Source organism: Stenotrophomonas sp. 22DLJC03, assembly GCF_056861405.1.
Window position 1 is genome coordinate 198,255 of sequence record NZ_JBSPUG010000005.1, and the last position, 24,463, is coordinate 222,717.

Annotated in this window: 23 protein-coding genes; 15 read left to right on the forward strand and 8 right to left on the reverse strand. The window is 66.4% G+C overall.

The genetic code is table 11. The features are described from left to right. Positions 1–37 precede the first annotated feature (37 nt). From AC13GA_RS17395 to AC13GA_RS17405, 3 genes are read right to left on the reverse strand one after another with little or no spacing between them, the layout of a single operon-like run. Positions 38–496 (reverse strand): SRPBCC family protein, encoded by a 459-nt coding sequence (locus tag AC13GA_RS17395; RefSeq protein ID WP_482998626.1) that lies wholly within the window; start codon positions 494–496, stop codon positions 38–40. Positions 497–498: 2 nt separating this feature from the next. After that, complete coding sequence (locus tag AC13GA_RS17400) at positions 499–813, reverse strand: ArsR/SmtB family transcription factor (RefSeq protein WP_046982874.1); 315 nt, start codon at positions 811–813, stop codon at positions 499–501. 8 nt (positions 814–821) lie between these two features. Continuing rightward, positions 822–1,277 (reverse strand): SRPBCC family protein, encoded by a 456-nt coding sequence (locus tag AC13GA_RS17405; RefSeq protein WP_480982470.1) that lies wholly within the window; start codon positions 1,275–1,277, stop codon positions 822–824. A gap of 290 nt (positions 1,278–1,567) precedes the next feature. Here AC13GA_RS17405 and AC13GA_RS17410 point away from each other — a divergent pair, with 290 nt between their 5' ends. Next, positions 1,568–2,092 (forward strand): GNAT family N-acetyltransferase, encoded by a 525-nt coding sequence (locus AC13GA_RS17410; protein ID WP_136638694.1) that lies wholly within the window; start codon positions 1,568–1,570, stop codon positions 2,090–2,092. A gap of 12 nt (positions 2,093–2,104) precedes the next feature. Here the strand turns inward: AC13GA_RS17410 and AC13GA_RS17415 are convergent, their stop codons facing one another. Then, entirely contained in the window at positions 2,105–2,560 is a 456-nt protein-coding gene (locus tag AC13GA_RS17415) for a MarR family winged helix-turn-helix transcriptional regulator (protein WP_482998627.1), read from the reverse strand. An 82-nt stretch (positions 2,561–2,642) separates the two neighbouring features. Between AC13GA_RS17415 and AC13GA_RS17420 the strand changes: the two genes are divergently transcribed. Both AC13GA_RS17420 and AC13GA_RS17425 read left to right on the forward strand, forming a co-directional pair. Further along, complete coding sequence (locus AC13GA_RS17420; RefSeq protein WP_482998628.1) at positions 2,643–3,737, forward strand: FAD-dependent oxidoreductase; 1,095 nt, start codon at positions 2,643–2,645, stop codon at positions 3,735–3,737. 120 nt (positions 3,738–3,857) lie between these two features. Beyond that, on the forward strand, positions 3,858–5,627 hold the full coding sequence (locus tag AC13GA_RS17425; RefSeq protein ID WP_482998629.1) for an oleate hydratase: 1,770 nt from the start codon (positions 3,858–3,860) through the stop codon (positions 5,625–5,627). 48 nt (positions 5,628–5,675) lie between these two features. Here AC13GA_RS17425 and AC13GA_RS17430 read toward each other — a convergent pair whose 3' ends face one another. Continuing rightward, complete coding sequence (locus AC13GA_RS17430) at positions 5,676–6,515, reverse strand: oxidoreductase (protein WP_482998630.1); 840 nt, start codon at positions 6,513–6,515, stop codon at positions 5,676–5,678. Between the two features lie 102 nt (positions 6,516–6,617). Between AC13GA_RS17430 and AC13GA_RS17435 the strand changes: the two genes are divergently transcribed. The 3 genes from AC13GA_RS17435 (at position 6,618) to AC13GA_RS17445 (ending at position 8,858) form a co-directional block, all read left to right on the forward strand. Then, positions 6,618–7,562 carry an AraC family transcriptional regulator gene (locus AC13GA_RS17435; protein WP_482998631.1) on the forward strand — a complete coding sequence of 315 codons (945 nt, stop codon included), beginning with the start codon at positions 6,618–6,620 and terminating at the stop codon, positions 7,560–7,562. A 122-nt stretch (positions 7,563–7,684) separates the two neighbouring features. Continuing rightward, entirely contained in the window at positions 7,685–8,272 is a 588-nt protein-coding gene (locus AC13GA_RS17440; RefSeq protein WP_428709024.1) for a TetR/AcrR family transcriptional regulator, read from the forward strand. Positions 8,273–8,363: 91 nt separating this feature from the next. Then, complete coding sequence (locus AC13GA_RS17445) at positions 8,364–8,858, forward strand: hypothetical protein (protein WP_482998632.1); 495 nt, start codon at positions 8,364–8,366, stop codon at positions 8,856–8,858. Positions 8,859–8,891: 33 nt separating this feature from the next. Here the strand turns inward: AC13GA_RS17445 and ftrA are convergent, their stop codons facing one another. Then, entirely contained in the window at positions 8,892–9,893 is a 1,002-nt protein-coding gene (gene ftrA, locus AC13GA_RS17450) for a transcriptional regulator FtrA (RefSeq protein WP_337303034.1), read from the reverse strand. 261 nt (positions 9,894–10,154) lie between these two features. Between ftrA and AC13GA_RS17455 the strand changes: the two genes are divergently transcribed. The 9 genes from AC13GA_RS17455 (at position 10,155) to AC13GA_RS17495 (ending at position 20,744) form a co-directional block, all read left to right on the forward strand. Continuing rightward, complete coding sequence (locus tag AC13GA_RS17455) at positions 10,155–12,731, forward strand: TonB-dependent receptor plug domain-containing protein (RefSeq protein ID WP_482998633.1); 2,577 nt, start codon at positions 10,155–10,157, stop codon at positions 12,729–12,731. Positions 12,732–12,782: 51 nt separating this feature from the next. Further along, positions 12,783–13,364: an FMN reductase gene (msuE, locus tag AC13GA_RS17460; protein ID WP_136638699.1), complete on the forward strand. Its 582-nt coding sequence runs from the start codon at positions 12,783–12,785 to the stop codon at positions 13,362–13,364. Between the two features lie 142 nt (positions 13,365–13,506). Next, a complete protein-coding gene (locus AC13GA_RS17465; RefSeq protein ID WP_482998634.1) occupies positions 13,507–13,884 on the forward strand; it encodes a DUF3088 family protein in 378 nt (125 codons plus the stop codon). Positions 13,885–13,898: 14 nt separating this feature from the next. Beyond that, on the forward strand, positions 13,899–14,876 hold the full coding sequence (locus AC13GA_RS17470) for an MsnO8 family LLM class oxidoreductase (RefSeq protein WP_482998635.1): 978 nt from the start codon (positions 13,899–13,901) through the stop codon (positions 14,874–14,876). An 18-nt stretch (positions 14,877–14,894) separates the two neighbouring features. Continuing rightward, positions 14,895–16,238, forward strand: coding sequence for an LLM class flavin-dependent oxidoreductase (locus AC13GA_RS17475; protein ID WP_111113774.1), 1,344 nt, complete (start codon positions 14,895–14,897; stop codon positions 16,236–16,238). 4 nt (positions 16,239–16,242) lie between these two features. After that, positions 16,243–17,463: a M20 aminoacylase family protein gene (locus AC13GA_RS17480; protein WP_482998636.1), complete on the forward strand. Its 1,221-nt coding sequence runs from the start codon at positions 16,243–16,245 to the stop codon at positions 17,461–17,463. Then, the gene (locus AC13GA_RS17485) at positions 17,460–18,011 is read left to right on the forward strand and encodes a GNAT family N-acetyltransferase (RefSeq protein ID WP_482998637.1); all 552 of its coding nucleotides are present in this window, start codon (positions 17,460–17,462) and stop codon (positions 18,009–18,011) included. The genes AC13GA_RS17480 and AC13GA_RS17485 overlap by 4 nt, the downstream gene beginning before the upstream one ends. Next, positions 18,008–19,753, forward strand: a complete 1,746-nt coding sequence (locus tag AC13GA_RS17490) for an amino acid ABC transporter permease/ATP-binding protein (RefSeq protein WP_482998638.1) — start codon at positions 18,008–18,010, stop codon at positions 19,751–19,753. Before AC13GA_RS17485 ends, AC13GA_RS17490 begins: the two co-directional genes overlap by 4 nt. A 16-nt stretch (positions 19,754–19,769) precedes the next feature. After that, positions 19,770–20,744 (forward strand): ABC transporter substrate-binding protein, encoded by a 975-nt coding sequence (locus tag AC13GA_RS17495; protein ID WP_337303027.1) that lies wholly within the window; start codon positions 19,770–19,772, stop codon positions 20,742–20,744. Positions 20,745–20,870: 126 nt separating this feature from the next. Here the strand turns inward: AC13GA_RS17495 and AC13GA_RS17500 are convergent, their stop codons facing one another. Together AC13GA_RS17500 and AC13GA_RS17505 are read right to left on the reverse strand one after the other, a co-directional pair. Next, positions 20,871–21,299, reverse strand: a complete 429-nt coding sequence (locus tag AC13GA_RS17500; protein ID WP_482998639.1) for a hypothetical protein — start codon at positions 21,297–21,299, stop codon at positions 20,871–20,873. Further along, positions 21,262–24,381 carry a discoidin domain-containing protein gene (locus AC13GA_RS17505; protein ID WP_482998640.1) on the reverse strand — a complete coding sequence of 1,040 codons (3,120 nt, stop codon included), beginning with the start codon at positions 24,379–24,381 and terminating at the stop codon, positions 21,262–21,264. Before AC13GA_RS17505 ends, AC13GA_RS17500 begins: the two co-directional genes overlap by 38 nt. Between the last annotated feature and the right edge of the window lie 82 nt (positions 24,382–24,463).

Sequence of the window (24,463 nt, forward strand, 5' to 3'; positions counted from 1 at the left end):
GTGGCGGGCGAATCACCAACGGAAAGTGTTTGCTCGCTCAACTCGGCTTCGCAAACACATCCAACCCCTTGCCCGTCTCCAACAACGACTTCAGGCTCGACAACACGATCGGCCAGCCCTGGCGGATGCCGGTATCCATGCCGCTGCCGGGCTCCAGTTCGTCGTGGGTAACGGTCAGCCGCACCATGTCCTGGTAGGGCACGATGTCGAAGGTGACGCGGCTGTAGGCGTCCGGGTTCTCGGCCTGCGAGGCCGCGGCCCAGGTGATGACCAGCCGCGAGGGCGGGGTGCTTTCCACCACTTCGCCGACCAGCTCGACCGAGCGCGTTTCGTTGGCGCGCACATGCTGCCAGCGCGAGCCGGGTTTCCAGTCCGAGACGTTCTCGTGGCCCCAGTAGCGGCTGGCGATCTCGGGCCGGGTGATGGCCTCGAACACCTTCTGCGGTGTGGAGGCGATGTAGATCACGTGGATGAAACGGGTGGATTCTGCGGTCATCGTCATTCTCCTTCCAGTTCCTGTTTGAGGTCATGCAGCAGGCTCAGGCGCTGCTGTTCGAACTTGCGTACCCAGCGCTCGTAGACTTCATGTAGTGGCACCGGGTTGATGAAGTGCAGCTTCTCGCGGCCACGGCGCACGGTGCTGATCAGGTTGGCGTCTTCCAGCAGGCCGAGGTGCTGGGTGACCGATTGCCGGGCCATCTGCAGGTGCTCGCAGAGCTGCCCCAGCGTCTGCCCGTTGCGCTCGCACAGCAGGTCCAACAACGTGCGGCGCGTGGGGTCGGCCAGGGCCTTGAACACCTTGTCTGCATCCATGGGGGCCTTCAGTTCCAGTTGTCGATCTTGACGTCGTGCGGGCTGGGCTGGCCGCGCCCGGTTTCCAGCAGGGATTTCAGGCTCATCAGGAAGATGGCCCATTTGGTGCTGCAGTGGTGCATGAATTCCACCCGTTCTTTCCAACCTTCATGGCTGAACAGCACGATGCAGCAGTCGCCGTCCTGGTGCAGGGCGAAGCGCGCGGTGGTGCCGATCCATTCCGGTGGGCCGTCGATGAATTCCCACAGCACCAGCTCGTTCGGCTGCAGCTGCAGAAGCTTCATCTGCATGGCGCCGATTTCCTGGCCGTTGGCGGTGAAGCGGGCGGTGATTGTGCCGCCGATGTGGCGGTCGCCGGTGGTGTCTTCGGCCCACCAGGCGGCGATGCCCTCGGGGGTGGCCAAGGCTTGGTAGACCTGGGCTGATGGGGCCTTGATGCCGACTCTGTGAGCGATATCCACCATGACTGTGGCTCCACGATGGGCGGCGGGGTGCCGTCCGTGGGATCACAATAGGCAGGTAAATGCCTGCATGTCAACTCCGCCGCCGTGAATGCCCGGCCGTGGTAGTGCCAGCCGCTGGCCGGCACCCTGGTGGAGTTGGAGGATTGCAGCTGCCGGCCAGCGGCCGGCACTACCGGTTGGCGGCGCGCAATGGACTTTTGGCCGTGGTGATGCCTGGTGCGCGGCGGCATTCTGGGCGGAGCCGGTTGATTGCAGCCGTTCGGGTTCGTTGAATGAAAGGAGTACTACGCGTGAGTGATGCTGGAAAAGAGGCGCTGACGATCCGTCGCGCCAGCGCGGCCGATGCGCCTGCGGTGCTGGAGTTGTTCGATGAAGTGATTGCGTGGTTCGTGGCCATCGGCAATCCGCAGCAGTGGGGTACCGAGGCGTGGTCGTCCATTCCGCGGCGTATTACCCAGGTGACCGATGCCTGCGCACTGCCCGGTGCGTGGGTGGCGGAAACCGCGCAGGGTGAGGTGCGTGCGTTCCTGGCGTTGGGCGAGGCCATGCCCTATGTGCCCGCGGCGACCGAGCCGGAGCTGTATGTACGCGTGTTGATTGCTTCGCGCGATGCGCGGGTGCGTGGCATCGGCCGGCGTTTGATGGCGTTCGCGGACGAGCAGGCACGCGCAGCGGGATTGGATTACCTGCGTGTGGATTGCTATGGCGGTGGCAGTGGCGAGCTGGTGCGCTTCTACGAATCGTGCGGTTACGAACGGCTGTCGACCTTCAACGTGGATGGCTGGCCGGGGCAGGTGTTGGGCCGCCGTCTGTGACTTGGCGGCGTCTCAGTTCTCTGCGTCCTGTAGTGCTGCATGCAGTTTGTCGGTGATCTGCTGCAGCGCGGCCAGGTCATCGGCTGAGAGATGATCGAGGAAATTCCGGCGCACGCTGGCGACATGTACTGGCCGTGCCGCGCTCAGCTGGGTGCGGCCTTCTGCGGTCATGCGGATCACCACCACGTTGTCACTGTCGGTGTCGCGCTCGATCAGGCCACGGCCGGCCATGCGGGTGAGCTGGTGCGAGAGCCGGGTCTTGTCCCATTCCAGATAGTCCAGCAGTTCGCGCTGGCGGCGGCAGCGGTCCTTGGCCTTGCTCAGTTCCATCAGCACGACAAAGTCGGCACTGGAGAGTCCGGTGCTGCGGGTGATTTCGTGGACGATGCGGCCGGAGGTGATCTCGGCCATGCGCCGGAAGCCGCGCCAAGCGGCCCACTCGTCAGGGGTGATGGTGGGTGGGGTCATGCGCCCACGTTGCCCGTGGTTGGTTGACGTGTCAACCCGAACGCTCTACGGTTGATATGTCAACCAACCAGCAGGCCACCTCATGCCGCACCCTCCACGTATCGCCATCATCGGCGCGGGCCCCGCCGGCCTGACTGCTGCGCTCATCCTGCATCGCGGCGGTCATCGCGTGAGCGTGTACGAGGGCGAATCATCGGGGCAGCAGCGTACCCAGGGCGGCACGCTGGACCTGCACGAGGATTCCGGCCAGGTGGCGTTGCAGCGCGCCGGTCTGCTGGAGGCGTTCCGGGCGGTGGCGCGCCATGAAGGCCAGGAGGAGCGGATGGGGGATCCGTGGACTGGAGCGATTGTCGCCGGTGGATTCGGGCCGGAGGGCAGCATGGACAAGCCGGAGATCGACCGCGGCGACCTGCGCCAGCTGCTGCTGGACGCGTTGCCGGCCGACACGGTGCAGTGGGGCCACTGCTTGACCGAGCTGGCGCTTGCGCAGGCAGGACCCCACAGCCTGCGCTTCGCCAATGGTGTGCAGGCCGAGGCCGACATCGTGATCGGTGCCGATGGCGCATGGTCGAAGGTGCGCACAGCCCTGAGTGCCTGCCAGCCGTTGCCGACCGGCATTACCTTCTTTGAAGGATGGATCGCGCAGCCGGCGGCGGATATCGCGGCCATGGTGGGTCAGGGCAGCCTGTTCTGCTTTGGCGGCGAGGAAGCGCTGTTCGTGCAGCGCAACAGCGGCGATCGATTCTGCGTGTACGCGGCGCTGAAGCGGCCCTCTGATTGGCTTGATGCGCAGGTCGCGCAGCAAGGCATGCGTGCGCTGGTGACCGGCAGCTACATCGGCTGGGCACCGAACCTTCGGCGGCTGCTGGAGGCGTGCACCGAATTCGTGCGGCGGCCGATCTACAGCCTGCCGGCGGATTTCCGTTGGACACCGCGCAACGGCGTGACGCTGATCGGCGATGCTGCCCATCTGATGCCGCCAGTGGGTGTGGGCGTGAACCTGGCGATGCTGGACGCGTCGGATGTGGCGATGGCGGTGTGTGCGCATCCGGATGCAGTGAGTGCTATCCGCCAGGCCGAATCCGTGGTCTGCGAGCGCGCCTGCGCGCTGATGCCGGACGCCATACAGGGGTTCCAGCGCTGGTTCACTACCGAGTCGACGGCTGACGGCGGTTGAGGCCGCTGGAAATGCGGGGACAGCAAGCACCTGCGTCACTGCGTCGCAGCCTATCTGCAGGATGCGGTACATCGGATCAGCGCTAGAGTGAGGGCTACCCCCTCCAGGAAGGAGCAACGCATGTACTACAGCAGTGGCAACTACGAAGCCTTCGCGCGTCCGCGCAAACCCGCCGGTGTCGATGGCAAGCGCGCATGGTTCGTCGGTTCGGGCCTGGCCTCACTTGCCGGTGCCGCGTTCCTGGTGCGCGATGGCCGCATGGCCGGTGAGCGCATCACCATTCTCGAGCAGCAGCAGATTGCCGGTGGCGCGCTGGATGGCCTGAAGGTGCCGGAGAAGGGTTTCGTGATCCGCGGTGGCCGCGAGATGGAAGACCACTTCGAGTGCCTGTGGGATCTGTTCCGCTCGATTCCGTCGCTGGAGATCGAGGATGCCAGTGTGCTGGACGAGTTCTACTGGCTGAACAAGGACGACCCGAACTATTCGCTGCAGCGTGCCACGATCAATCGCGGCGAGGATGCGCATACCGACGGCCTGTTCACCCTGAGCGAGCAGGCGCAGAAGGACATCATCGCGCTGTTCCTGGCCACTCGTAAGGAGATGGAGAACAAGCGCATCAACGAGGTGCTGGGCCGCGACTTCCTGGACAGCAACTTCTGGTTGTACTGGCGCACGATGTTCGCGTTCGAGGAATGGCACTCGGCGCTGGAGATGAAGCTGTACCTGCACCGCTTCATCCACCATATCGGCGGCCTGCCGGATTTCTCGGCGCTGAAGTTCACCAAGTACAACCAGTACGAATCGCTGGTGCTGCCGCTGGTGAAGTGGCTGCAGGAGCGCGGCGTGCGGTTCCAGTACGGCACTGAAGTGACCGATGTTGACTTCGACCTGCAGGAGGGCCGCAAGCAGGCCACGCGCATCCACTGGACGCGGGACGGCCAGGCCGGTGGCGTGGACCTGGGCGCGGACGATCTGGTGTTCATGACGATCGGCTCGCTGACCGAGAATTCCGACAACGGCGATCACCACACCGCTGCGCACTTGAATGAAGGCCCGGCACCGGCGTGGGACCTGTGGCGGCGCATCGCGGCCAAGGATGCGGCGTTCGGGCGCCCGGATGTATTCGGCGCGCATATACCGGAAACCAAGTGGGAATCGGCGACGGTGACCACGCTGGATGCACGCATTCCGGCCTACATCCAGAAGATTGCCAAGCGCGACCCGTTCAGTGGCAAGGTGGTGACCGGCGGCATCGTCAGCGTGCGCGATTCTCGCTGGCTGATGAGCTGGACGGTGAACCGCCAGCCGCATTTCAAGAACCAGCCCAAGGATCAGATCGTGGTCTGGGTGTATTCGCTGTTCGTGGATACGCCCGGTGACTACGTGAAGAAGCCGATGCAGGACTGCACCGGCGAGGAGATCACCCGCGAGTGGCTGTACCACCTGGGCGTGCCGCTGGAAGAGATCGATGAACTGGCTGCTACCGGCGCGAAGACGGTGCCGGTGATGATGCCGTACATCACCGCATTCTTCATGCCGCGCCAGGCCGGTGACCGCCCGGACGTGGTGCCGGAGGGAGCGGTGAACTTCGCCTTCATCGGACAGTTCGCCGAATCGAAGCAGCGCGATTGCATCTTCACCACCGAGTATTCGGTGCGCACACCGATGGAAGCGGTGTACACGCTGCTGGGTATCGAACGTGGCGTGCCGGAGGTGTTCAGTTCCACCTATGACGTGCGCTCGCTGCTGGCCGCCACCGGTCGCCTGCGCGATGGCAAGGAACTGGACATTCCAGGCCCGGCGTTCCTGCGCAACCTGCTGATGAACAAGCTGGACAAGACCCAGATCGGTGGCCTGCTGCGCGAGTTCAAGCTGGTGCAGGAAGACTGAGCAGGTAGGAGGGAGGTCGCCGGTGACGGCATCGGCGGCCTCAAGGTCTCACGCTACGCCGTCGGTCGAACGGCTCAGCTGTTCCCACGCGTCGATGCTTTTGGCCATCGTATCCAGCTTCGCTCGTACCAGCTGCAGTGCGTCGCTGCCCAGCAGCAGGTGGCTGGGCGGGGCATCGCTGTCGATGATCTGCAGCATGGCGTGTGCAGCCTTCACCGGATCACCCAGCTGGTGACCACTCTTTGCCTCACGCGCGCTGCGGATGGGGTCGAACAGGGCATCGTAGTCTTCAATGCTGCGCGGTGCCCGCGCCATCGAGCGGCCAGCCCAGTCGGTGCGGAATGAGCCCGGCGCGACGGCAGTGACGTGGATGCCGAACGGCGCAACCTCCTTGCCGAGCACTTCGCTCATGCCTTCCAGGGCGAACTTGCTGCCGCAGTACCAGGCGATGCCGGGCAGGGTGATGAAGCCGCCCATGGAGGTGATGTTGAGGATGTGGCCACGGCGGCGCGTGCGCATGTGCGGCAGCACGGCCTTGATCAACGCCGCAGGGCCGAACACGTTCACTTCGAACTGCTGCCGCAGCTCGGCGAGCGTGGATTCCTCGAGGATGCCTTCGTGGCCGTAGCCGGCGTTGTTGACCAGTACGTCGATGGCCCCGATGTCTGCTTCGATATCGGCGACGAGCGCGTCGATGGCGGCGGTATCGGTCACGTCCAGCAGGCGGCCGAGCGCGCGGCCGGGCGCCAGCGTTTCGAACGCGTGGCGGGCGGTTTCGTTGCGCACGGTGCCGACCACGCGATGACCCGCCAGCAGTGCCTGCTGGGCGAGGGCACGGCCGAAGCCGCTGCTGGCGCCGGTGATGAGGAGAAGGCGGGATGGGGACATGGGGAGGCGCTCACGGTGGACAGGGCTTGCACGTTAGTGCTTGAACGGTGCCCGCCCCAGGCCTAGGATTCGACCATTCTTGCCTATTCCTCTGGAGTGCCAGTGGTCGATTCCCTGCAACGGCAGGTGCAGGCGCGCATGGTCGGCCTGCTGAAGACGCTGGCGGTGGAGGAGGGCTATACGCTCACGCCGCTGCCGGGAGTGCGGCTGCTGCGCTCCGACCGGCCCTTGGCGCGCACGCCGGTGTTGTACGACCCCGGCATCGTAATCGTCTGCCAGGGCGTGAAGCGCGGCTACCTGGGCGGGCAGGTGTACCAGTACGACGCGCAGCACTATCTGGCGGTGTCGGTGCCGGTGCCGTTCACGATGGAAACCGATGCCTCTGCAGAGGCGCCGCTGCTGGCGATCTACCTGCATCTGGATCTGCAGTTGGCGGCAGACCTGCTGATCGAACTGGGCGAACAGGTGGGCACATCGCAGGCACCGGCACAGAGCATGATGTCCAGCCCGATGCAGGCGCCGATGCAGGCCACGGTGCTGCGCCTGCTGGAAGCGCTGGCCGACCCGCTCGAAGCGGCCGTGCTGGGCCCGGCGCTGGTACGCGAACTGTACTTCCGCGTGCTGACCGGTGCGCAGGGCGGTGCGATGCGGGAGGCGCTGGCCATGCGCGGCCGCTTCGGCAGCATCGGCAGGGTTCTGCGTACGATCCATGCGTCGTATGCGACGGCGCTGGACGTGGGCCAACTGGCGGCCGAGGCGGGCATGAGTGTGGCCACCTTCCACGACCACTTCCGCGCCATTACCGGCACATCGCCGATGCAGTACGTGAAGTCCACCCGCCTGCATCAGGCGCGGCTGCTGATGCTGCGGGAGGCGATGACCGCCGAGGCCGCATCGCTGGCGGTGGGGTATGCCAGCCCGTCCCAGTTCAACCGTGAGTTCAAGCGGCTGTTCGCGCTGCCGCCGGCGGCCGAGGTGGCGCGGATGCGGCGCAGCTTTGCGCTGCCACCAGCGCCAGCGGATGCGGTGTACGTGTCTTCGCATTGAGGCGCAATCGAAGGTCACGTTGCCAGCAAGCCGGCCAGCGGCCAGCTCTACCGGGGACGATGCCCCGTGAGTGCGGCAGTGGATGATTGACAGGAAATCTACCTACTAGTAGGTTAAGCGCCGTGAAAGAGTCTCTCTCCCCCAAGGCCCAGGAAATCCTGGCCCACGCCCGCTCGTTGCTGGAGGCCGGTGGCTACAACGGTTTCAGCTACGCGGATGTGTCGGCGCGGGTGAACATCAGCAAGGCAAGCATCCACCATCATTTCCCCAGCAAGGCGGACCTGGTGCGCACGGTGGTTGAACTGTATCGGGCCGAGGCACGCGAGGGCCTGGCGCTGCTGGACCGGCAGCTGGATGACCCGCTGCAGGAGCTCAACGCCTACGTGGACTACTGGTCCAGCTGCATCGCGGGTGGCACGTCGTCGTTCTGCATCTGCGCGATGCTGGCGGCGGAGGCGCCGATGATGCCTGCGGAGATTGCCGATGAAGTACGGGGGCATTTCGAGGATCTGAGCGGGTGGCTGACCGTCACACTGGAAAAGGGTGCCGCGCAGGGCCAGTTGCGACTGCAGGGTTCGGCTGTGGACGAGGCCAAGGCGTTCATGTCATCGGTGCATGGCGCGATGCTGGCAGCCCGTGGTTTTGGTGATGCGGCGACGTTCGCGACGCTCGCGCGGTTGGCAATCGCGCGGGTGAGTGCGGCCACCTGAGGTGATGTGTAGTGGCCTGCGGCAGCGCGGGCCTTCTTTTTGCATCCAATGCCTACCTACTAGTAGGTTTATTTAACTGATGGAGATTCCCATGGCACATCCGCTTTCCCTTCCCGGTGCGATCCATACCGCCATCAGCCTGGTGCCGATCCTGGCTGGCCTGTATGGCTTCATCCGCTACCGGGCGATCGATCCCGGCACGCGCTCGGGCAGGGTTTATCTGATTGGCCTGGTGCTGTCGGTGGCGACCTCGTTCACCGTCTCCAGCACGGGCGGGCTCAATCCGGGCCATGCATTCGGTGTGATCGTACTGCTGGTGGCCTTTGGCGGTGTGCTGGCGGCACGCCTGAGCTGGCTGGGACGCTCGGCGCGCTACCTGTCGACGTTCGCGTTGTCCTTCAGTTTCCTGCTGTCATTGGTGCCGGGCGTAAACGAAACGCTGACGCGCTTGCCGGTTGCGCATCCGCTGGCAGCCGCGCCGATGGCGCCGGTGGTGCTGCAGACACTGCTCGGCTGCCTGGGCGTATTCGTGATCGGTTTTGCGGGGCAGTGCTGGCGGATCCATCGACGCGCCATCCGGTCGTGAACCCTGCCGGCCAGCGGCCGGCACTACCTGGAATCAGCAGCCCACCAAGCGGTCCGCACCGATGCCACTGCGATGATGGCTGCGGTACTCGGTGGGGCTGGCATCCACCTGCAAACGGAAGTGGCGGCGAAACGATTCCTGCGAACCAAAACCGGCCTGCTCTGCGATCCATTGCAATGGCCGGTCGGTGGTTTCCAGCAGGTCGCGGGCGAAGGCCACGCGCTCACGGATCAGCCAGTCGATGGGCGACAGGCCGGTGGCTTCCAGGAACTGACGTTGCAGGGTGCGCTGGCTGAGCGCGGCCTGCTCGGCAAGGCTGCCGAGCGAGTGCGGCTCGCGCAGGTTGCGGCGCATCCATTCCATCAGCTTTGCCAGCCGCGTGGGCTCGCCATTGGGAATGGCGCGGCTGACGCGCTGGCTGCGCCCCGCATCGCGCCAGGGCGCCAGCACCAATCGCTCGGCCACCAGATTGGCCACGCGCGCGCCGTAATCCTTGCGCACCATGTGCAGCATCATGTCCATGCCGGTGGCCGAACCGGCCGAAGTGATGATGCTGCCGGTGTCCACGTACAGCACATCCTCGCGCACATCGATGTGCGGAAACTCGCGTGCGAGCGCTTCGGTGAGGCGCCAATGGGTGGTGGCCTGGCGGCCATCGAGCAGCCCGGCCCAGGCCAGCACGAACGCGCCGGAGCAGATCGAAGCGATGCGCGCGCCGCGTGCGTGGGCGCGGATCAGTGCATCGAGCAGTGCCTGCGGCGGACGTTCGCTGGGCTCGCGCCAGCCGGGGATGACGATGATGTCGGCATCATCAACCGTGCTGAGATCGTAGGGCAGCTGCACCTGTGCATTGCCGAGCATGCGCAGTGCACCGGGCTCGCCTGCGCACAGCTGGGTGCGGTACCAGGCGACGCCGAGTTCCGGCCGCACCGGCGCGAACAGGCCGACCGCACAGCCGAACTCGAACAGCCCCTGGCCGTGGCAGGCGACGATGGCAACGAGCGGCGCGGTGGGATCGGCGGGTGGGCTGGGCATGTCTTGATGCTACGGGGGCGGTGCGTGGCGCTGCGTGGTGCGAGGGCATGAGGTGATACCGGGTGGGTATATGGAGGCTGGGGTCAGAGCCCTTTCCTTTGGAAAGGGATCCGACCCCGTGCGTGTGGGCTGCCTAACGTCATTACCAGCGGTCATGTGGATGGCCGGATATGACGGTTGGGTGACGTGATCCCGCCTGTCGCGGCAGGTGAACAGGCCCTTGAATGGAAGCGTGTTTCCGGCCCACCCCCACGAGCCCCCATGCCTGCCGCCCACGCCCCTGTCCCGCGCACTCTCGCTGTTCTGATCACAGCTATTCTCGCCGCCACACCGAGCCATGCGGCTGAAGCCGATGCAGATCCTGCTACCACCGCCGCGACGGCCAACGTGGCGGCCTCCACGCTGGATGCGGTGGTGGTGACCGGCTCACGCACCAGCACGCGCACGGTGAAGAACAGTTCCACGCCGATCGATGTGATCTCCGCCGAGGACCTCGCTGCTACCGGACAGGGCAACCTGCTCGAAGCGTTGCAGCGCAGCCTGCCGTCACTGAGCCAGATCGGTGGCTACCAGAGCGACCAGGAAAGCCTGATCCGCGGTTACCAGCTGCGCAATCTGTCACCGGGCTACACGCTGGTGCTGGTCAACGGCAAGCGCCGCAACGCCAGCGCCTATGTGAGCGGGGCCAATGGTGGCGGCTTCCCCGGGCATGCCTGGGCTGACCTGGCGCTGATTCCGGTGTCGGCCATCGACCACGTGGAAGTGCTGCGCGATGGTGCCTCGGCCATCTACGGTTCGGACGCGATCACCGGCGTGGTCAACGTGATCCTGAAATCGCAGGCACACGGTGGCGATGTGTCGGTAGAGAGCGGGCAGAGCACCGATGGCGATGGTTCGCGTACCAGCGTGCGTGCCAACGTGGGCCTGCCGTGGGGCGAGGATGGCTTCGTCAACCTGTCCGGCGAGACCACCCGCCAGCATCATGCAATCCGCACCCGCCGCTACATCGACGGCTATCTGAGCTATCCGGCGGTGGATGGCAATGGCAATCTGGTGGCATTGCGCCCGAACAATCGATTGCCAGCAGGTGCTACGCCGAACCCGGCGGAAGCCAACCGCAATGCCGAGGCCAACACCATCCTCAGCTCGCCGTCGTATGCGTTGAAAGCGTTCGCGGTGAACGTGGGCCATGGCCTGGGCGAGAGCGCGCAGTTCTACGCCAACGCCACGGCCAGCGATCGCACCGCGCAGGCGATCCAGAACTTCCGTCTGCCGGCGACCATCTTCACCACCTACAAGGCCCCCGGCGTGCTGAGCGTGTTTCCCGATGGCTTCCTGCCAGTGCTGGAAACCAAGGAGAAGCAGTACACCGGTACGGCTGGCGTGAAAGGGCAGATTGCAGGCTGGGACTACGACGCCAGCCTGACCGGTAACCGCAGCACGGTGCGCACCTACACACGCAACTCGGTGAACTACTCACTGCCGTACCCCGGTTCGCCCACCGACTTCTACGACGGCAAGCTCGATTACCAGCAGGGCATCGCCAACCTGGACCTGCGCCGTGGCTTCGAGGTGGCGGCATTTGCTTCGCCGCTGGAAGTCAGCGCCGGCGCCGAGTACCAGCACGAGCAGTACGAGCGCGGGGCAGGGCAGTGGGAGTCGTACACCGGCTTCGGTGCCGCGGCCTTCGTCGGCTATTCCACTGCGGATGCGGTGAAGGCGACCCGCAACAGCAAGGCGGTGTACGCGGGTGCGGCCACCAACATCACCTCGCGCTGGTACCTGGATGCGGCCGCGCGCTGGGAAGACCATTCCGACTTCGGCACCGTCTCCACCGGCCGCCTGACCACGCGCTTCGACTTCACCGATGCGCTGGGCGTGCGCGCCACGGTCAGCAACGGCTTCCATGCGCCCAGCCTGGGGGCGCAGTACTACCAGGCCACCGGCAGCTGCCCGTGCGGTACCACGCTGGTGGCGCAGGTGTCTTCGCCGGCGGCGATTGCGTTGGGCGCCACACCGCTGAAGCCGGAAAAGGCCACCAACTACAGCCTGGGCGTGACCTGGGACCCGAGCCCGGCCTTCCACCTGGCAGTGGATGCCTATCAGATCGACATCCGCGGCCAGCTCGGTCAGTCCAGCCAGATCGGCTACAACGCGCAGGATCCGGCGCGCGTCACCGACAACAGCGGCACGGTGCTGAGTGCGGTGCAGAAGAACACGATCGATGCACTGCTGGGTTCGGCCGGCATCAGCATCCTGCCGGGTGATGCGTTCTACGCCAGCTACTTCACCAACGTGGGCAACACCCGCACACGCGGTGTGGAGCTGACCCTGGAAGCGAACCAGGAAACGGCGTGGGGCAAGCTGCGCTGGAGTTACGCGGCCAACGTCGGCCGCACCACCATCCAGAAGGTCAGCGACATTCCGGCGGCGCTGCAGGGGCTGCCGAACATCAACCTGCTGACCAAATCCAGCGAGTACGCGCTGCGCTTCCGCACGCCCAGCTATACGCAGGTGGCGGGACTTGGCTGGCAGAACGGACGCTGGCGCTCGAACCTGGACTTCACCTACTACGGCCCGATCAAGCGCCTGAACAACGGCGTGGAGTACAAGCAGCCGCCGGTGCTGGTGACCAATCTTTCCGGTGGCGTGGAACTGGGCGCGGGCTGGAGCGCGGCGCTGGGCATCAACAACGTGTTCGACAAGCGCACCCGCAAGGTGCCGGAGTACGCGCGCAGTGCCACCGATGTGGCCAGCATCCAGACCACGTGGGACAGCGGCGATGTGCTGGGCAACGTTGGTACGTACTGGTATGGGCGGATCAATTACCGGTTCTGAGGTTCAGGCGAAGCGTCGCCGGGCATGGCCCGGCGCTACGAGGAGGGGGTCATGTCTTCTGCATTGAGGGTGGTTGCATTGGTGGGGTCGCCGACCAGCTCGGCGACATCGCGCACGTTGCTGCTGGTGCGTCATCTGCTGGACTCGCTGCAGCAGCGGGTGCATGTCAGCGTGGAGCTGGTGGAGCTGGCACCTATCGCGCGCGCGCTGGGCCAGTCGCTGTCGCGCGGCGAGGCTGAGCCGGCAGTGGAGCAGGCATTGCAGACCATCGAGGCGGCAGAGCTGCTGGTGGTAGCCGCGCCGGTGTATCGCGGCTCCTATCCTGGGTTGTTCAAGCACCTGGTCGACTTCATCGAGCTGGAGGCGCTGGTGGATGTGCCGGTACTGCTGGCAGCCACCGGCGGCAGCGAGCGACATGCGCTGGTGATCGACCACCAGCTGCGGCCGTTGTTCAGTTTCCTGCAGGCGCACACGCTGCCGATCGGGGTGTATGCCACAGCGGCCGACTTCGAGGGCGAGCACATCAACAGTGCCGCCCTGCAGGCGCGCATCGAACTGGCGACCGAGCGCGCAGCCGGGCATCTGGCCGCGCAGGCGCTGACTGTTCCGGCGCCGCTGCGACGTATTGCCTGACGCCATAACCGGCGGCGCTTTGCTTATGGCTACACCGCATCTGCGTGGCCGGATCTGACCGCCGATTGTCGCCAGGCATCGCTGCTGCGGCCGTCGGCATCTCTAGCATCGATATCGAAGCGGCATCGCATTGCCGGCCCCGATGAGGACGACCCCAGTGACCTTCGACGCAGCAAGCAAACCCATCCTGTTCCTGCTCGACCGTGAGTTCGAGGACGGCCAGATTCCCGGCCAGCGCTTTTTCTGCCGGCACAGCCTGTTGCTGGAGGGCGCGCTGTCGAGCATCGACGGCCTGGACGCGCAGCTGGACGTGCGCCGCATCGGCTTCGCGCGGCCGCGCCGTGAGGTGATTGCCGAGATCGGAGAGCAGGACCAGTCGCTGCCGAAGCTGGTGCTGCCGCAGGGCGTGCGCAGCGAGCTCGCCAGTGGCGCGCACCAGGACCGCCAGTACATCTCCGGTGCCGAGTCGATCCTGGCTGCGCTGAACGGGTTGCTCGGCATTCCCGTGGCCCACCCCTGAGAGAGGACGTAACCATGAGCTATCAGATCAGCGTGTTGGACAAGAGCCCGGTGGCCGAGGGCGCTTCGCCGGAGCAGGCACTGCGCAACAGCCTGCAGGTGGCGCAGCGCGCCGAACAGCTGGGCTACCACCGCTACTGGTTTGCCGAACACCACGCCGCACCGACGCTGGCCAGCCCCGCACCGGAAGTGCTGGCGGCCTGGGTGCTGGCGCAGACCCGGCGCATCCGCATCGGCAGTGGTGGGGTGATGCTGCGCCACTACGCGCCCTACAAAGTGGCGGAGAACTTCAATCTGCTGGCGGCGTTGGCGCCGGGGCGCGTCGATCTGGGCGTGGGCAAGGCCCCCGGTGGCCTGCCGGCCTCGACTGCCGCGCTGGCGGCCGGGCGCCCGGCGTTCGCCGACTTCGATCAGCAACTGCGCGACCTGGAAGGCTATCTGTCGGGGGCAGACACCGAGGCGCTGGCCCGACCGGTGCCGCAGCAGGCGCCGGAGCGCTTCCTGCTCGGGGCCAGCCCGCAGAGCGCGCAGCAGGCGGCCGAACTGGGCTGGCGCTTTGTCTATGCCGCTCATTTCGATGGTGAGCCGAAGCACATCGAAGCTGCGTTCGACGCCTACCGCAGCGTCTCCTCGCAGCCACCGTTGCTGGCCACGGTGGCCTTCGCCGCGCCGACGGCTGAAGCCGCAGCCCGCCATATCGGTGCACTGCGCGTCTACAAGCTGCACCTCGGTCCCGGGCAGACGGTGAACCTGCCCAGCCCCGAAGCAGCTGCCGAGTACGCGCGCCAGGTGGGCGTGGCCGACTTCCGCATCGAGGAGACACGCCCGAGCGTGTTGTCCGGTGATGCGCAGCACGTGCGTGACGAACTGGACGCGCTGCACCGCCGCTTCGGCGTGGGTGAATTCATTCTCGATGCGCCGGTGGCCGACCTCGACGCACGCCTCACATCCCTTGAACTGCTGTCGCCCGCGCCGCGCGCGGCGGTGGCCTGACCTGCAGGAGCGATTCCCATGAGCACGACCCCGCGCCACATTCCGTTCGGCATCATGTTGCAGGGCCCCGGCAGCCACATGCATGCCTGGAAGCATCCGTCCAATCCGGCCGATGCCAGCGTCAACCTGCAGTTCTACATCGACATCGCGCGTACCGCCGAGGACAACGGCATCGCCTTTGGTTTCGTGGCCGATGGCCTGTACATCAACGAGAAGTCGATCCCGCACTTCCTCAACCGCTTCGAGCCGATCTCACTGCTGTCGGCGCTGGCCACGGCAACGAAGAAGATCGGCCTGGCCGGCACGCTGTCGACCTCCTACAGCGATCCGTTCACCGTGGCCCGGCAGTTCGCTTCGCTGGACCTGCTCAGCGGCGGCCGCGCCGGCTGGAACGTAGTGACCTCGCCACTGGAGGGCTCGGGCCGCAACTACGGTCGGCCGCATCCGGAGCACGCGCTGCGCTACCAGATCGCCGACGAGTACCTGGACGTGGTGCAAGGGCTGTGGGATTCCTGGGATGACGATGCCTTCGTGCGTGAGCGCGACAGTGGCACGTTCTTCGCGCCGGAAAAGTTCCGCCGCCTCGACCACAAGGGACGCTTCTTCCAGGTGGAAGGGCCGCTCAACATCCAGCGCTCGCCGCAGGGCCAGCCGGTGATCTTCCAGGCGGGGTCGTCCGACGATGGCATCGCGCTGGCCGGCAAGTACGCCGATGCGGTGTTCACCCATTCGCCATCGCTGGAGGAGACCCGCGCGTTCACCCAGAAGGTGAAGAACTCTGCGATCGCCCATGGCCGCAGCGGCAATGACGTGAAGATCTTCCCGGGCATCGGCCCCATCGTCGGCCGCACCGCCGAGGAGGCCGAGGCCAAGTACCAGGCGATTGCTGCGTTGGCGACGCTGGAGGATGCGCTGGCCTATCTCGGCCGCTTCTTCGATCACCACGATTTCAGCCAGTACGACCCGGATGCGCCGTTCCCGGAACTGGGTGACATCGGCAGCAACTCGTTCCGCTCCACCACCGACCGCATCAAGCAGGACGCGCGCGAGAAGGGCCTGAGCCTGCGCCAGGTAGCACTGGAAGCGGTCAGCCCGCGGCCGAACTTCATCGGCACACCGGAGCATGTAGCCGATGAGCTGATCCGCTGGTTCGATGCCGGTGCCAGCGACGGCTTCATCCTCGGCTTCGCGGCGCAGCGCGAAGGCCTGGACGATTTCGTGACCCAGGTGCTGCCGATCCTGCAGGCGCGTGGCTACCATCAGCGTGAACTGGAAGGGCAGACCCTGCGTGAGCATCTGGGCCTGCCGTACAAGGCCAGCCGCCATTCGACCGACGCCGAACCGGCGCGGAAGGTGGGGTAAGGCGATGAGCGGAGAAAACGCCGTAGCGCCGGGCCATGCCCGACTGAATTCCCCAACGACTGGCGTGCTGCCGGAAATCGCGGCACGCGCCGAGGTGGCCATCGCGATCCGCCATGACCTGCACCGCCACCCGGAGCTGGCCTTCGAGGAACACCGCACCAGCGCTCGCGTGGCCGAGCTGCTGCAGCAGTGGGGCTATGAGGTGACCACCGGCCTCGGCGGTACCGGCGTGGTCGGTACGTTGCAGCGCGGGCAGGGCAGCCGTCGCCTCGGCCTGCGCGCCGACATCGATGCACTGCCGATCCACGAGGACTCCGGCCTGGCCTACGCCAGCCAGAACGAGGGGCTGATGCATGCCTGCGGCCACGACGGGCATACCGCCATCCTGCTTTCCGCGGCGCATTACCTGGCCCATCACGGCGATATCGACGGCACCCTGCAGCTGGTGTTCCAGCCGGCCGAAGAAACCGGCTCGGGGGCTTCGAAGATGATTGCCGACGGCCTGTTCGAGCGCTTCCCGGTGGATGCGATCTATGGCCTGCACAACTGGCCGGGTGTGCCGGTCGGCCACTTCGGCTTCGTCGATGGCCCGGCGATGGCGTCGGTGGACTGGGCGCGGCTGAAGGTGATCGGCAAGGGCGGTCACGGCGCCGAGCCGCAGGGAAGCGTCGACCCGATTCTGGTGGCAGCGCACATCGTCACCGCGCTGCAGAGCGTGGTGTCGCGCAATGTCGATCCGCGGCAGATGGGCGTGGTCACGGTCGGTTCGATCCACGGCGGGCAGGCCGCCAACGTGATTCCGGACCTGGTGGAGCTGAAGCTGACCGTGCGCGCCTACCTGCCGGAGGTACGCGACACGCTGCGGCGTCGGGTCACCGAGATTGCCGAGCAGACCGCCGCCGCGTTCGGCGCGCGCGCCGAGATCGAGTTCCCGCGCGGCTTCCCCAGTGTGATCAACCACCCTGAGCAGACCGCCTACATCCGTGAGGTGGCCGTGCAGGGCTTCGGCAGCGAACGCGTGGTGCCCGAATTCGCGCCGCGCACTGCCAGTGAGGATTTCGCGTTCCTGCTGCAGGCGCGGCCGGGCAGTTTCGTGTTCGTCGGCAACGGCGACAGCGCGCCGCTGCACAGCCCGCGCTATGTGTTCAATGACGCCGCCATCGCACCCGCCGCCAGCCTGTGGGCGCGGCTGGCCGAAGACTACCTGGTGAAGGACGTGGCATGAGCAGCAACGAACGCTTCCTCTACACCTCGGTGGACGATCCACTGGCCCGTCCACTGTTCGATGGGCTGGAACAGGAGTACGACAGTCGCTACGCCGATGTGCGCCGCCGTATCGGTGGCAGCGCCCGCGAGGAGCTGCAGCGCTACCCGGCGCAGGCCTTTGCGGCGCCGGTAGGGGCGTTCGTGCTACTGCTGCGCGACGGTGTGGCGATCTCCGGCGGCGCCTTCATGCCACACCGCGATCCGGACACTGCCGAGTTCAAGCGCATCTGGACGCTGCCCGGGCTGCGCCGCCAGGGCATCGCGCGGCGCGTGCTGCAGGAGCTGGAAGAGCAGGCGGCGCGGCAGGGTTACCGACGGGTGTTCCTGACCACCGGCTTCCGCCAGCCCGAAGCGGTTGGCCTGTATCTCAGCCACGGTTACACCGCGCTGTTCGATCTGGATGCCGATCCGGAATCCATCGCCCACTTGCCGTTCGAGAAGCGCCTGGGCGTATCGGCGCCAGCCGTTGTGCCATCACAGACCGTGCTGTATGGAGCCCACGCATGAGCACGCCTTCGACTGCGCTGGATGGAATTGCCACACGCCCGGCGCCAACCCCGGCGTTGAAGATCGTGCCGGCCCGGCATCCACTACAGGTGGTCGGAACCCTTCTGGCGTTGGCGCTGATCCTGATCGGGCTGCAATCAGTGCTGGGCAATCCGCGCTGGGGCTGGGTCACCTTCGCCGAATGGTTCTTCGCGCGCCCGGTGCTGGAAGGCCTGGGCCGCACGCTGCTACTGACCGCACTGGGCACCGGCCTCGGCTTCGCGCTGGGTACGCTGCTTGCGCTGGCCCGGGTGTCCGGCTCACCGCTGCTGTCGGCTGTGTCGTGGGGCTATGTGTGGCTGTTCCGCTCGATCCCGCTGCTGGTGTTGTTGCTGCTGCTGAACAACCTGGGCTATCTGTACAGCACCATCGAGCTGGGGGTGCCGTTCACCGGCATCAGCCTGTTCTCGTACCCGACCACGCAGCTGATCGGCGTGTTCACCGCCGCGGTGCTGGGTTTGACCCTGAACCAGGCGGCGTTCTCGGCCGAAGTGATCCGCGGTGGCATTCTTTCGGTCGACCACGGCCAGTACGAGGCCGCAGCCGCGCTCGGCCTGCCGCGTGGCCGCCAGGTGCGCCGCATCATCCTGCCGCAGGCGATGCGTTCGATCCTGCCGGCCGCCTTCAACGATGTGATCGGCCTGGCCAAGAGCACCTCGGTGGTCTACGTGCTGGCACTGCCCGAACTGTTCTACACCGTGCAGGTGATCTACCGCCGCAACCTGGAAGTGGTGCCGCTGCTGATGGTGGCCACGGTCTGGTACCTGGTGATCCTGACCGTGCTGTCGCTGCTGCAGCGGCGGGTGGAGCAGCGGTTCGCGCGCGGCCAGCTGCAGCGCGAGCGCAGCGTTTCGCGTATATCGTCGCCGGAGCGAACGGCACGCAATGCTGCGCCGCGGGTGGTCAATCGCCCACGCATCGCCACTCAGGTTGAAGCGGGCGAGGGTGCGGCGGTGTCGCTGCATGGTGTGGGCAAGGTGTTCGGCGATCAGCCGGTGCTGGAAGAGGTGAACCTGGATCTGCGCGCTGGAAGCGTGACGGTGCTGATCGGTCCCTCCGGCGCCGGCAAGTCCACGCTGCTGCGGCTGATCAATCATCTGGAACGCGCCGACAGTGGTTATGTGACTGTGGGCGGGCAGCTGATCGGTTACCGCCGCGACGGTGACACCCTGTACGAGCTTCCCGAGCGTGAGATCCGCCGCCGTCGTGCGGAGGTGGGCATGGTGTTCCAGGGGTTCAACCTGTTCCCCCACCTGACCGCGCTGGAGAACATCATCGAAGCGCCAATCGCGGTGCGTGGTGTGCCGCGTGCGCAGGCCGAGCAGCAGGCGCGGACATTGCTGGAGCGGGTCGGCCTGGCCGACAAGGCCGACGCCTTCCCGCGCCAGCTGTCCGGTGGCCAGCAGCAGCGCATTGCGATTGCCCGCGCACTGGCGCTGCAGCCGAAGGTGCTGCTGTTCGACGAACCCACTTCGGCGCTGGACCCGGAACTGGTGGCCGAGGTGCTCAGCGTCATCGAGGAACTGGCCCGCTCCGGTACCACCCTGGTAATTGTCACCCACGAACTGAGCTTCGCCCGCCGCGTGGCCGACCACGTGGTGATGATGGACCAGGGCCGGGTGATCGAGCAGGGCACGCCCGAGGCTCTGTTCGAGCGCCCGCGCCAGCAACGCACCGCCGATTTCCTCGCCAAAACACTGTAACCCCGAAAGGAACGCCATGAGCCCTGCCGCACCGCGTCGCCCCTCGCGCAGCACCCTGTTGATCGTGGGTGTGCTGGTCATTGGCATTGCCGGCATCGTCTACTCACGCGTGCGCCAGGCACCGGACGCGAGCGTCGTGGCCGCGACCAGCCTTGCCGGTGCGAATACGGCGGTGCTGAAAGGAACGCTCGATCCCAAGGCGCAGGCATTGATCCCGGCCGGCTACCGCTTCGTCACGCCCGGTGCGTTCACCATCGCCACCCATCCTGGCCAGCTGCCCTTGGCCGACTACGGCGCCGACAGCAAGGACGTGGTGGGCGTCGAGCCGGATATCGCCCGCCTGATCGCCGATGGGCTGGGGTTGAAACTGGTGGTGGTGCCGGTGGCCTGGGCCGACTGGCCGCTGGGGCTGGAGTCGGGCAAGTACGATGCAGTACTGTCCAATGTGACCGTCACTGAAGAGCGAAAGAAGAAGTTCGACTTCTCCAGCTACCGCTACGATCTGCTCGGCATCTACACGCGCAGTGATGGGCCGATCCAGAAGATCGAAAAGCCAGCCGACGTGGCCGGGCTGAAGGTGGTGGTCGGCGCCAGCACCAACCAGGACCAGATCCTGCGCCAATGGGACAAGCAGAACATCGCCGCAGGCCTGAAACCGGTGGAGTACCAGTACTTCGATGATGCGGTGATCGGGCGGTTGGCAGTGATCACAGGCCGCGCCGACGTGTCGTTCGAGCCGAATGCCACCGGCGCCTACTCGGCGCGCGATGGCAAGGTGCGCCGGGTTGGCCTGTTCCCGGGTGGCTGGCCGGACGCAGCGGCGATCTCGGTGACCACGCGCAAGGGCAGTGGCCTGGCCGATGCGGTGACCCAGGCATTGAACACCCAGATCAGCAGCGGTACCTACGCGAAGGTGCTGGCGCGCTGGAACGTAGCCGAAGAAGCGGTGCCGCAGTCGCAGACCAATCCGCCGGGGTTGCCAGGGTTCTAGCGATGCCGCTTGGTAGGCGTCGAGCTTGCTCGACGGAAGGCGTGCCGACCAAGGTCGGCATCTACCGGAGGGCAGCCACCGGAATGCGAGGCGGGGCATGCCGACCAAGGTCGGCCTCTACCGGGGTCAGGGCTGCCAATCGATGTGTTCCAGGCGGGCGCCTCCAGTGCCGTGAAAGAAACTGATCGCGGCGAAGCACGCCTCGATGCCGATGCACCACTCCAGGGGATAGCCATCCACCTGGCCATTGTCGAGCCGGAAATAAGCGTTGCCGGCGCGGTGTTCGTTTCCGCAGGAGTGGAAGCCGTCGTCGCCGGGCTCGCGCAGGTACATCAGCCATGCATGCTCCGCGTTACGCAGCATGCACAGCGATGGGCCGTCGGGCACCGATGCCCACAGCTCGAACTGGGGCATGGATGCGGCCAGCGCCAGTGCGCTGGCCAGCTGATCGTCGGTAGCGGCGGCGACAGGGCTGCCATCGAGTACAAGTTCGATCACTTCGGTTCCTGCATCGGCATTACTGCCAGCGTGCCTCCAGGGTGCGGAACGGGTCATCGAGCAGCACGCCATCCTTGTCGAAGTTCCGTACCGATCGCCCATCCACGCGCACGTCCTTGGGCAGGGTGCGGCTGGGCCACCATACGCGTACCGGCGTGCCCTTGCGCAGCCCCATGCCGAGCGACACGGTCAGGTTGCCGTCGCGCTGGCGTGCCTGCATCTGCAGGGTGCCATAGGCGGTGGGCAGGCGGTCCACGGCCAGGCCCTCGCCAGCGACCCAGGAAGGGGGCGTGCCCGGCAGCAGCGACAACGCATCGTCATCCTCGCGCATCAGCATGCCGAACAGGGTGCGGCCGTATTCGGCGCCGATCCAGGTGTGCGGCATGTCGCCCAGGTAGCGTGGGAAGCGCAACCGCGAGTGCACGACCTCGGCCAGCACCTGCCATTCCAGCGGCCTGCGATCGTGCAACAGGCCCTGCAGCAGCTCGTCGGCCGCTTCGGGCTGGCCCAGGTGCACGTAGCTCAGCACGTTGCGGATTTCATACGGCGTGTAGGCATACAGCGCACCAGGCTGGTTGCGCTTGCGCACATCGTCCAGGTAGCGGGCAAAGGTGGTGCGCAGGGCTTCGGCCGGCAGCACGCTCTGGGCGCCGGTGGGGTCCAGAGCGATCGATACACCGGTCGGATCGCCGTCGCCGAGGTCGGCCGATGAGGGAATGAAGTCGATGCCCTTCCATGCCATCGTTGCGCGGATCGAGGCATGCAGTGCGTCATACAGCGCCTTGTACTGTTCGCGCGCCCACGTGGCGGTTTCGTGGTCGCCCAGCGATTCGGCCAGCCACGCGCCGTCATGCCAGCCCTTCAGGCCCCAGTAGTCGTCCCAGTAGCTGTGGGTGGGTGAGGGATAGCCCTCGTGGCTGATCGACGGCGCAAGAATGCCGGCGAAGCGCTCCGGCGATGGCTGGTCGGCCATGTAGCCCGGCACCAGCGTGCGTTCGCGCAGTTCCTGCAGGAAGCGCAGCGCGGCCTTCACCTTGGGCAGGTAGGCACGCACGCTTTCCGGCCCGCCATCGAGCCGGGCGACGTCGGCAACGAGGGTGACGTACTGGCCCTGGCTGTCGTACTCGATATCCGAACCGAAGCCGGTATTGACGCTGCCATCGTCGTTGAGGATGGGCGACACCAGGCCATTGCCGTGCACGCCGTGTTCGCTGTACCAGGCCAGGTAGTCGCGTGCCACCTTGGCTTCGCCCATGCGCAGCAGCACGGCCGAGGTGGCCATGCCATCGCGGATGAAGGAGCGGTTGTAGTTGCGCGGGCCGGGCTGCATGGCCGGGCCGGTCTGGTTGATCAGCATGTAGGCAGCCTGTGCGCGCAGCATGTCCACCAGTGAAGGGTCGGGCAGGCGCAGGCCGACCTGGCCCAGCCGCGCCTGCCAATCGGCGGAGGCGCGGCTGGCCAGCGTGTCGAAGGCCTTGTTGCCGTCGCGCGGCAGCGACGCAAGGCTGAGGGCCGGTGCTTCCGGCAGCACGCCATTGGCATCGGCGGTGGCGGTACCGAGCGGGAAGGCCACCACCACCGCGTCGCTGGCACCGGGGGCGAGGCGGATCCGGTAGCTCAATGCGGCTGCGGCCAATCCTTGCTCATCGCGTGCCTGCTGTGCGGCAGGCAGCTGCCCGCTGGCGATGGCCGTGGTGATCTCGGTGTCACCGTCGTTGCCGAAGGCCGCGGTGCCAGCGGCATCCACCGCGCTGAGCGACTGCAGCAGCGTGCGGCCATTGACGCGCACGCGGTTGCCTTCGACGGCCACCTGGCGGATCGGCGACAGGCCACCGTTCTGCCACGGCGGATTCATCTGCATCGGTCGCACTACGAGGGTCAGCGTGCCTTCGATGGCCGAACTGCCGGTGTTGCGCAGGCGATGGCGCACGAAGGTGACCGGTTGCCCGTCGCGCTCGATGGCAAAGGCTTCGCTGCGCAGTTCCAGCCCGGGCTGCGGTGACCACGTGGCAGACGGCATCGGCTTCCAGCCATCGCGCAGTGCGTGCTGCACCGGTTGTTCGGCGGCACCGGTCGCGCGGCCATCGGCACTGCGCCAGATTGGCTGCACCAGCGGTGCGCCCTTGTAGGCTTCGATGTTGCCGTATTCGTCGAAGATCGATTTCTGCCGGCCCGCATGCACACCGACTGCGGTCCAGTAGGTCTGCTGCATGTGCAACGAGGCAGGGAACAACGCGCGCTGCGCGCCACTGGCGGCGATCTGGTAGCGCTTCATCGGCGTCATCACCGCCTTCGGACCGAGCAGGCGGATGCGTTTGACCTGGGGGGCATCACCTTCCACGGTCAGCCGCAATGCCTTGATGTCCAGTGGCGCGTCGGCCGCCAGCCAGCTCTGCTGCCGGGTCGCCGCCTGCGCGTCGCGCGCCAGTTCGTGCCAGCGGCCCTGTGCGTCCTGTGCCTGCAGGCGTGCAGCGCCGTGCACGTTGGCCCAGTCCACTGCCAGCCCGGTGCTGGGCTGGGCGCGGGGCAGGGTGATGTCGAGCGTGTGGATGCCGCCTTTGCCTGCGGGGATGGCAACGGTGCCGCCCCCCTGCCACAGCGCAGCGGACTGGGTGGCGTCCAGCCCGGTCACCCGTGCGCTGAGTGCGGTGTCGAGCGGTTCCATTTCGAAGATGGATACGCCCCAGTCGGAGGTGCGCTGCGGGCTGGCCAGGCGCAGGTAGCGGGCCTGTCGCGGCGCGAAGTACAGGGTTTCGATGCCACCCAGCGAATCGCCCATGACGTAGGCGCTTTGCCACTGCTTGCCGTCGAGCGAGGTCTGCAGCGAATAGCCTTCGGGGTTGGAGACATCCCAGGTGAGGCGTGCACCGGCCAGCATCGCAGGCTTGCCGAGATCGACCTGGAACCAGTGGCCGGGGCTGAACGCGCCACCGGTCACCGTTTTCGGATCGTTGTCGATCAGGTGGCTGATGGCCATCGCCGGAACCTGTTGCGACGACGCGCTGGCCTGCCACTGGGTACGGGGAGGCAGGTTCTGCGCGTGTGCGGCCGAGGCGAGGGTGGCAAGCAGCAGCGTGAAGGCTGGCCGGACGAAGGGGGGCAGGGGGGAGAACCTGGAACGTTCAACGCGCAACGTCATTGCGGACAGCCTCGCAGGTGCGGCCGGAATCGGGCAGGCGCTACGCTAGCAGGGCGTGTAATCGGTTACATGACGCACTGCA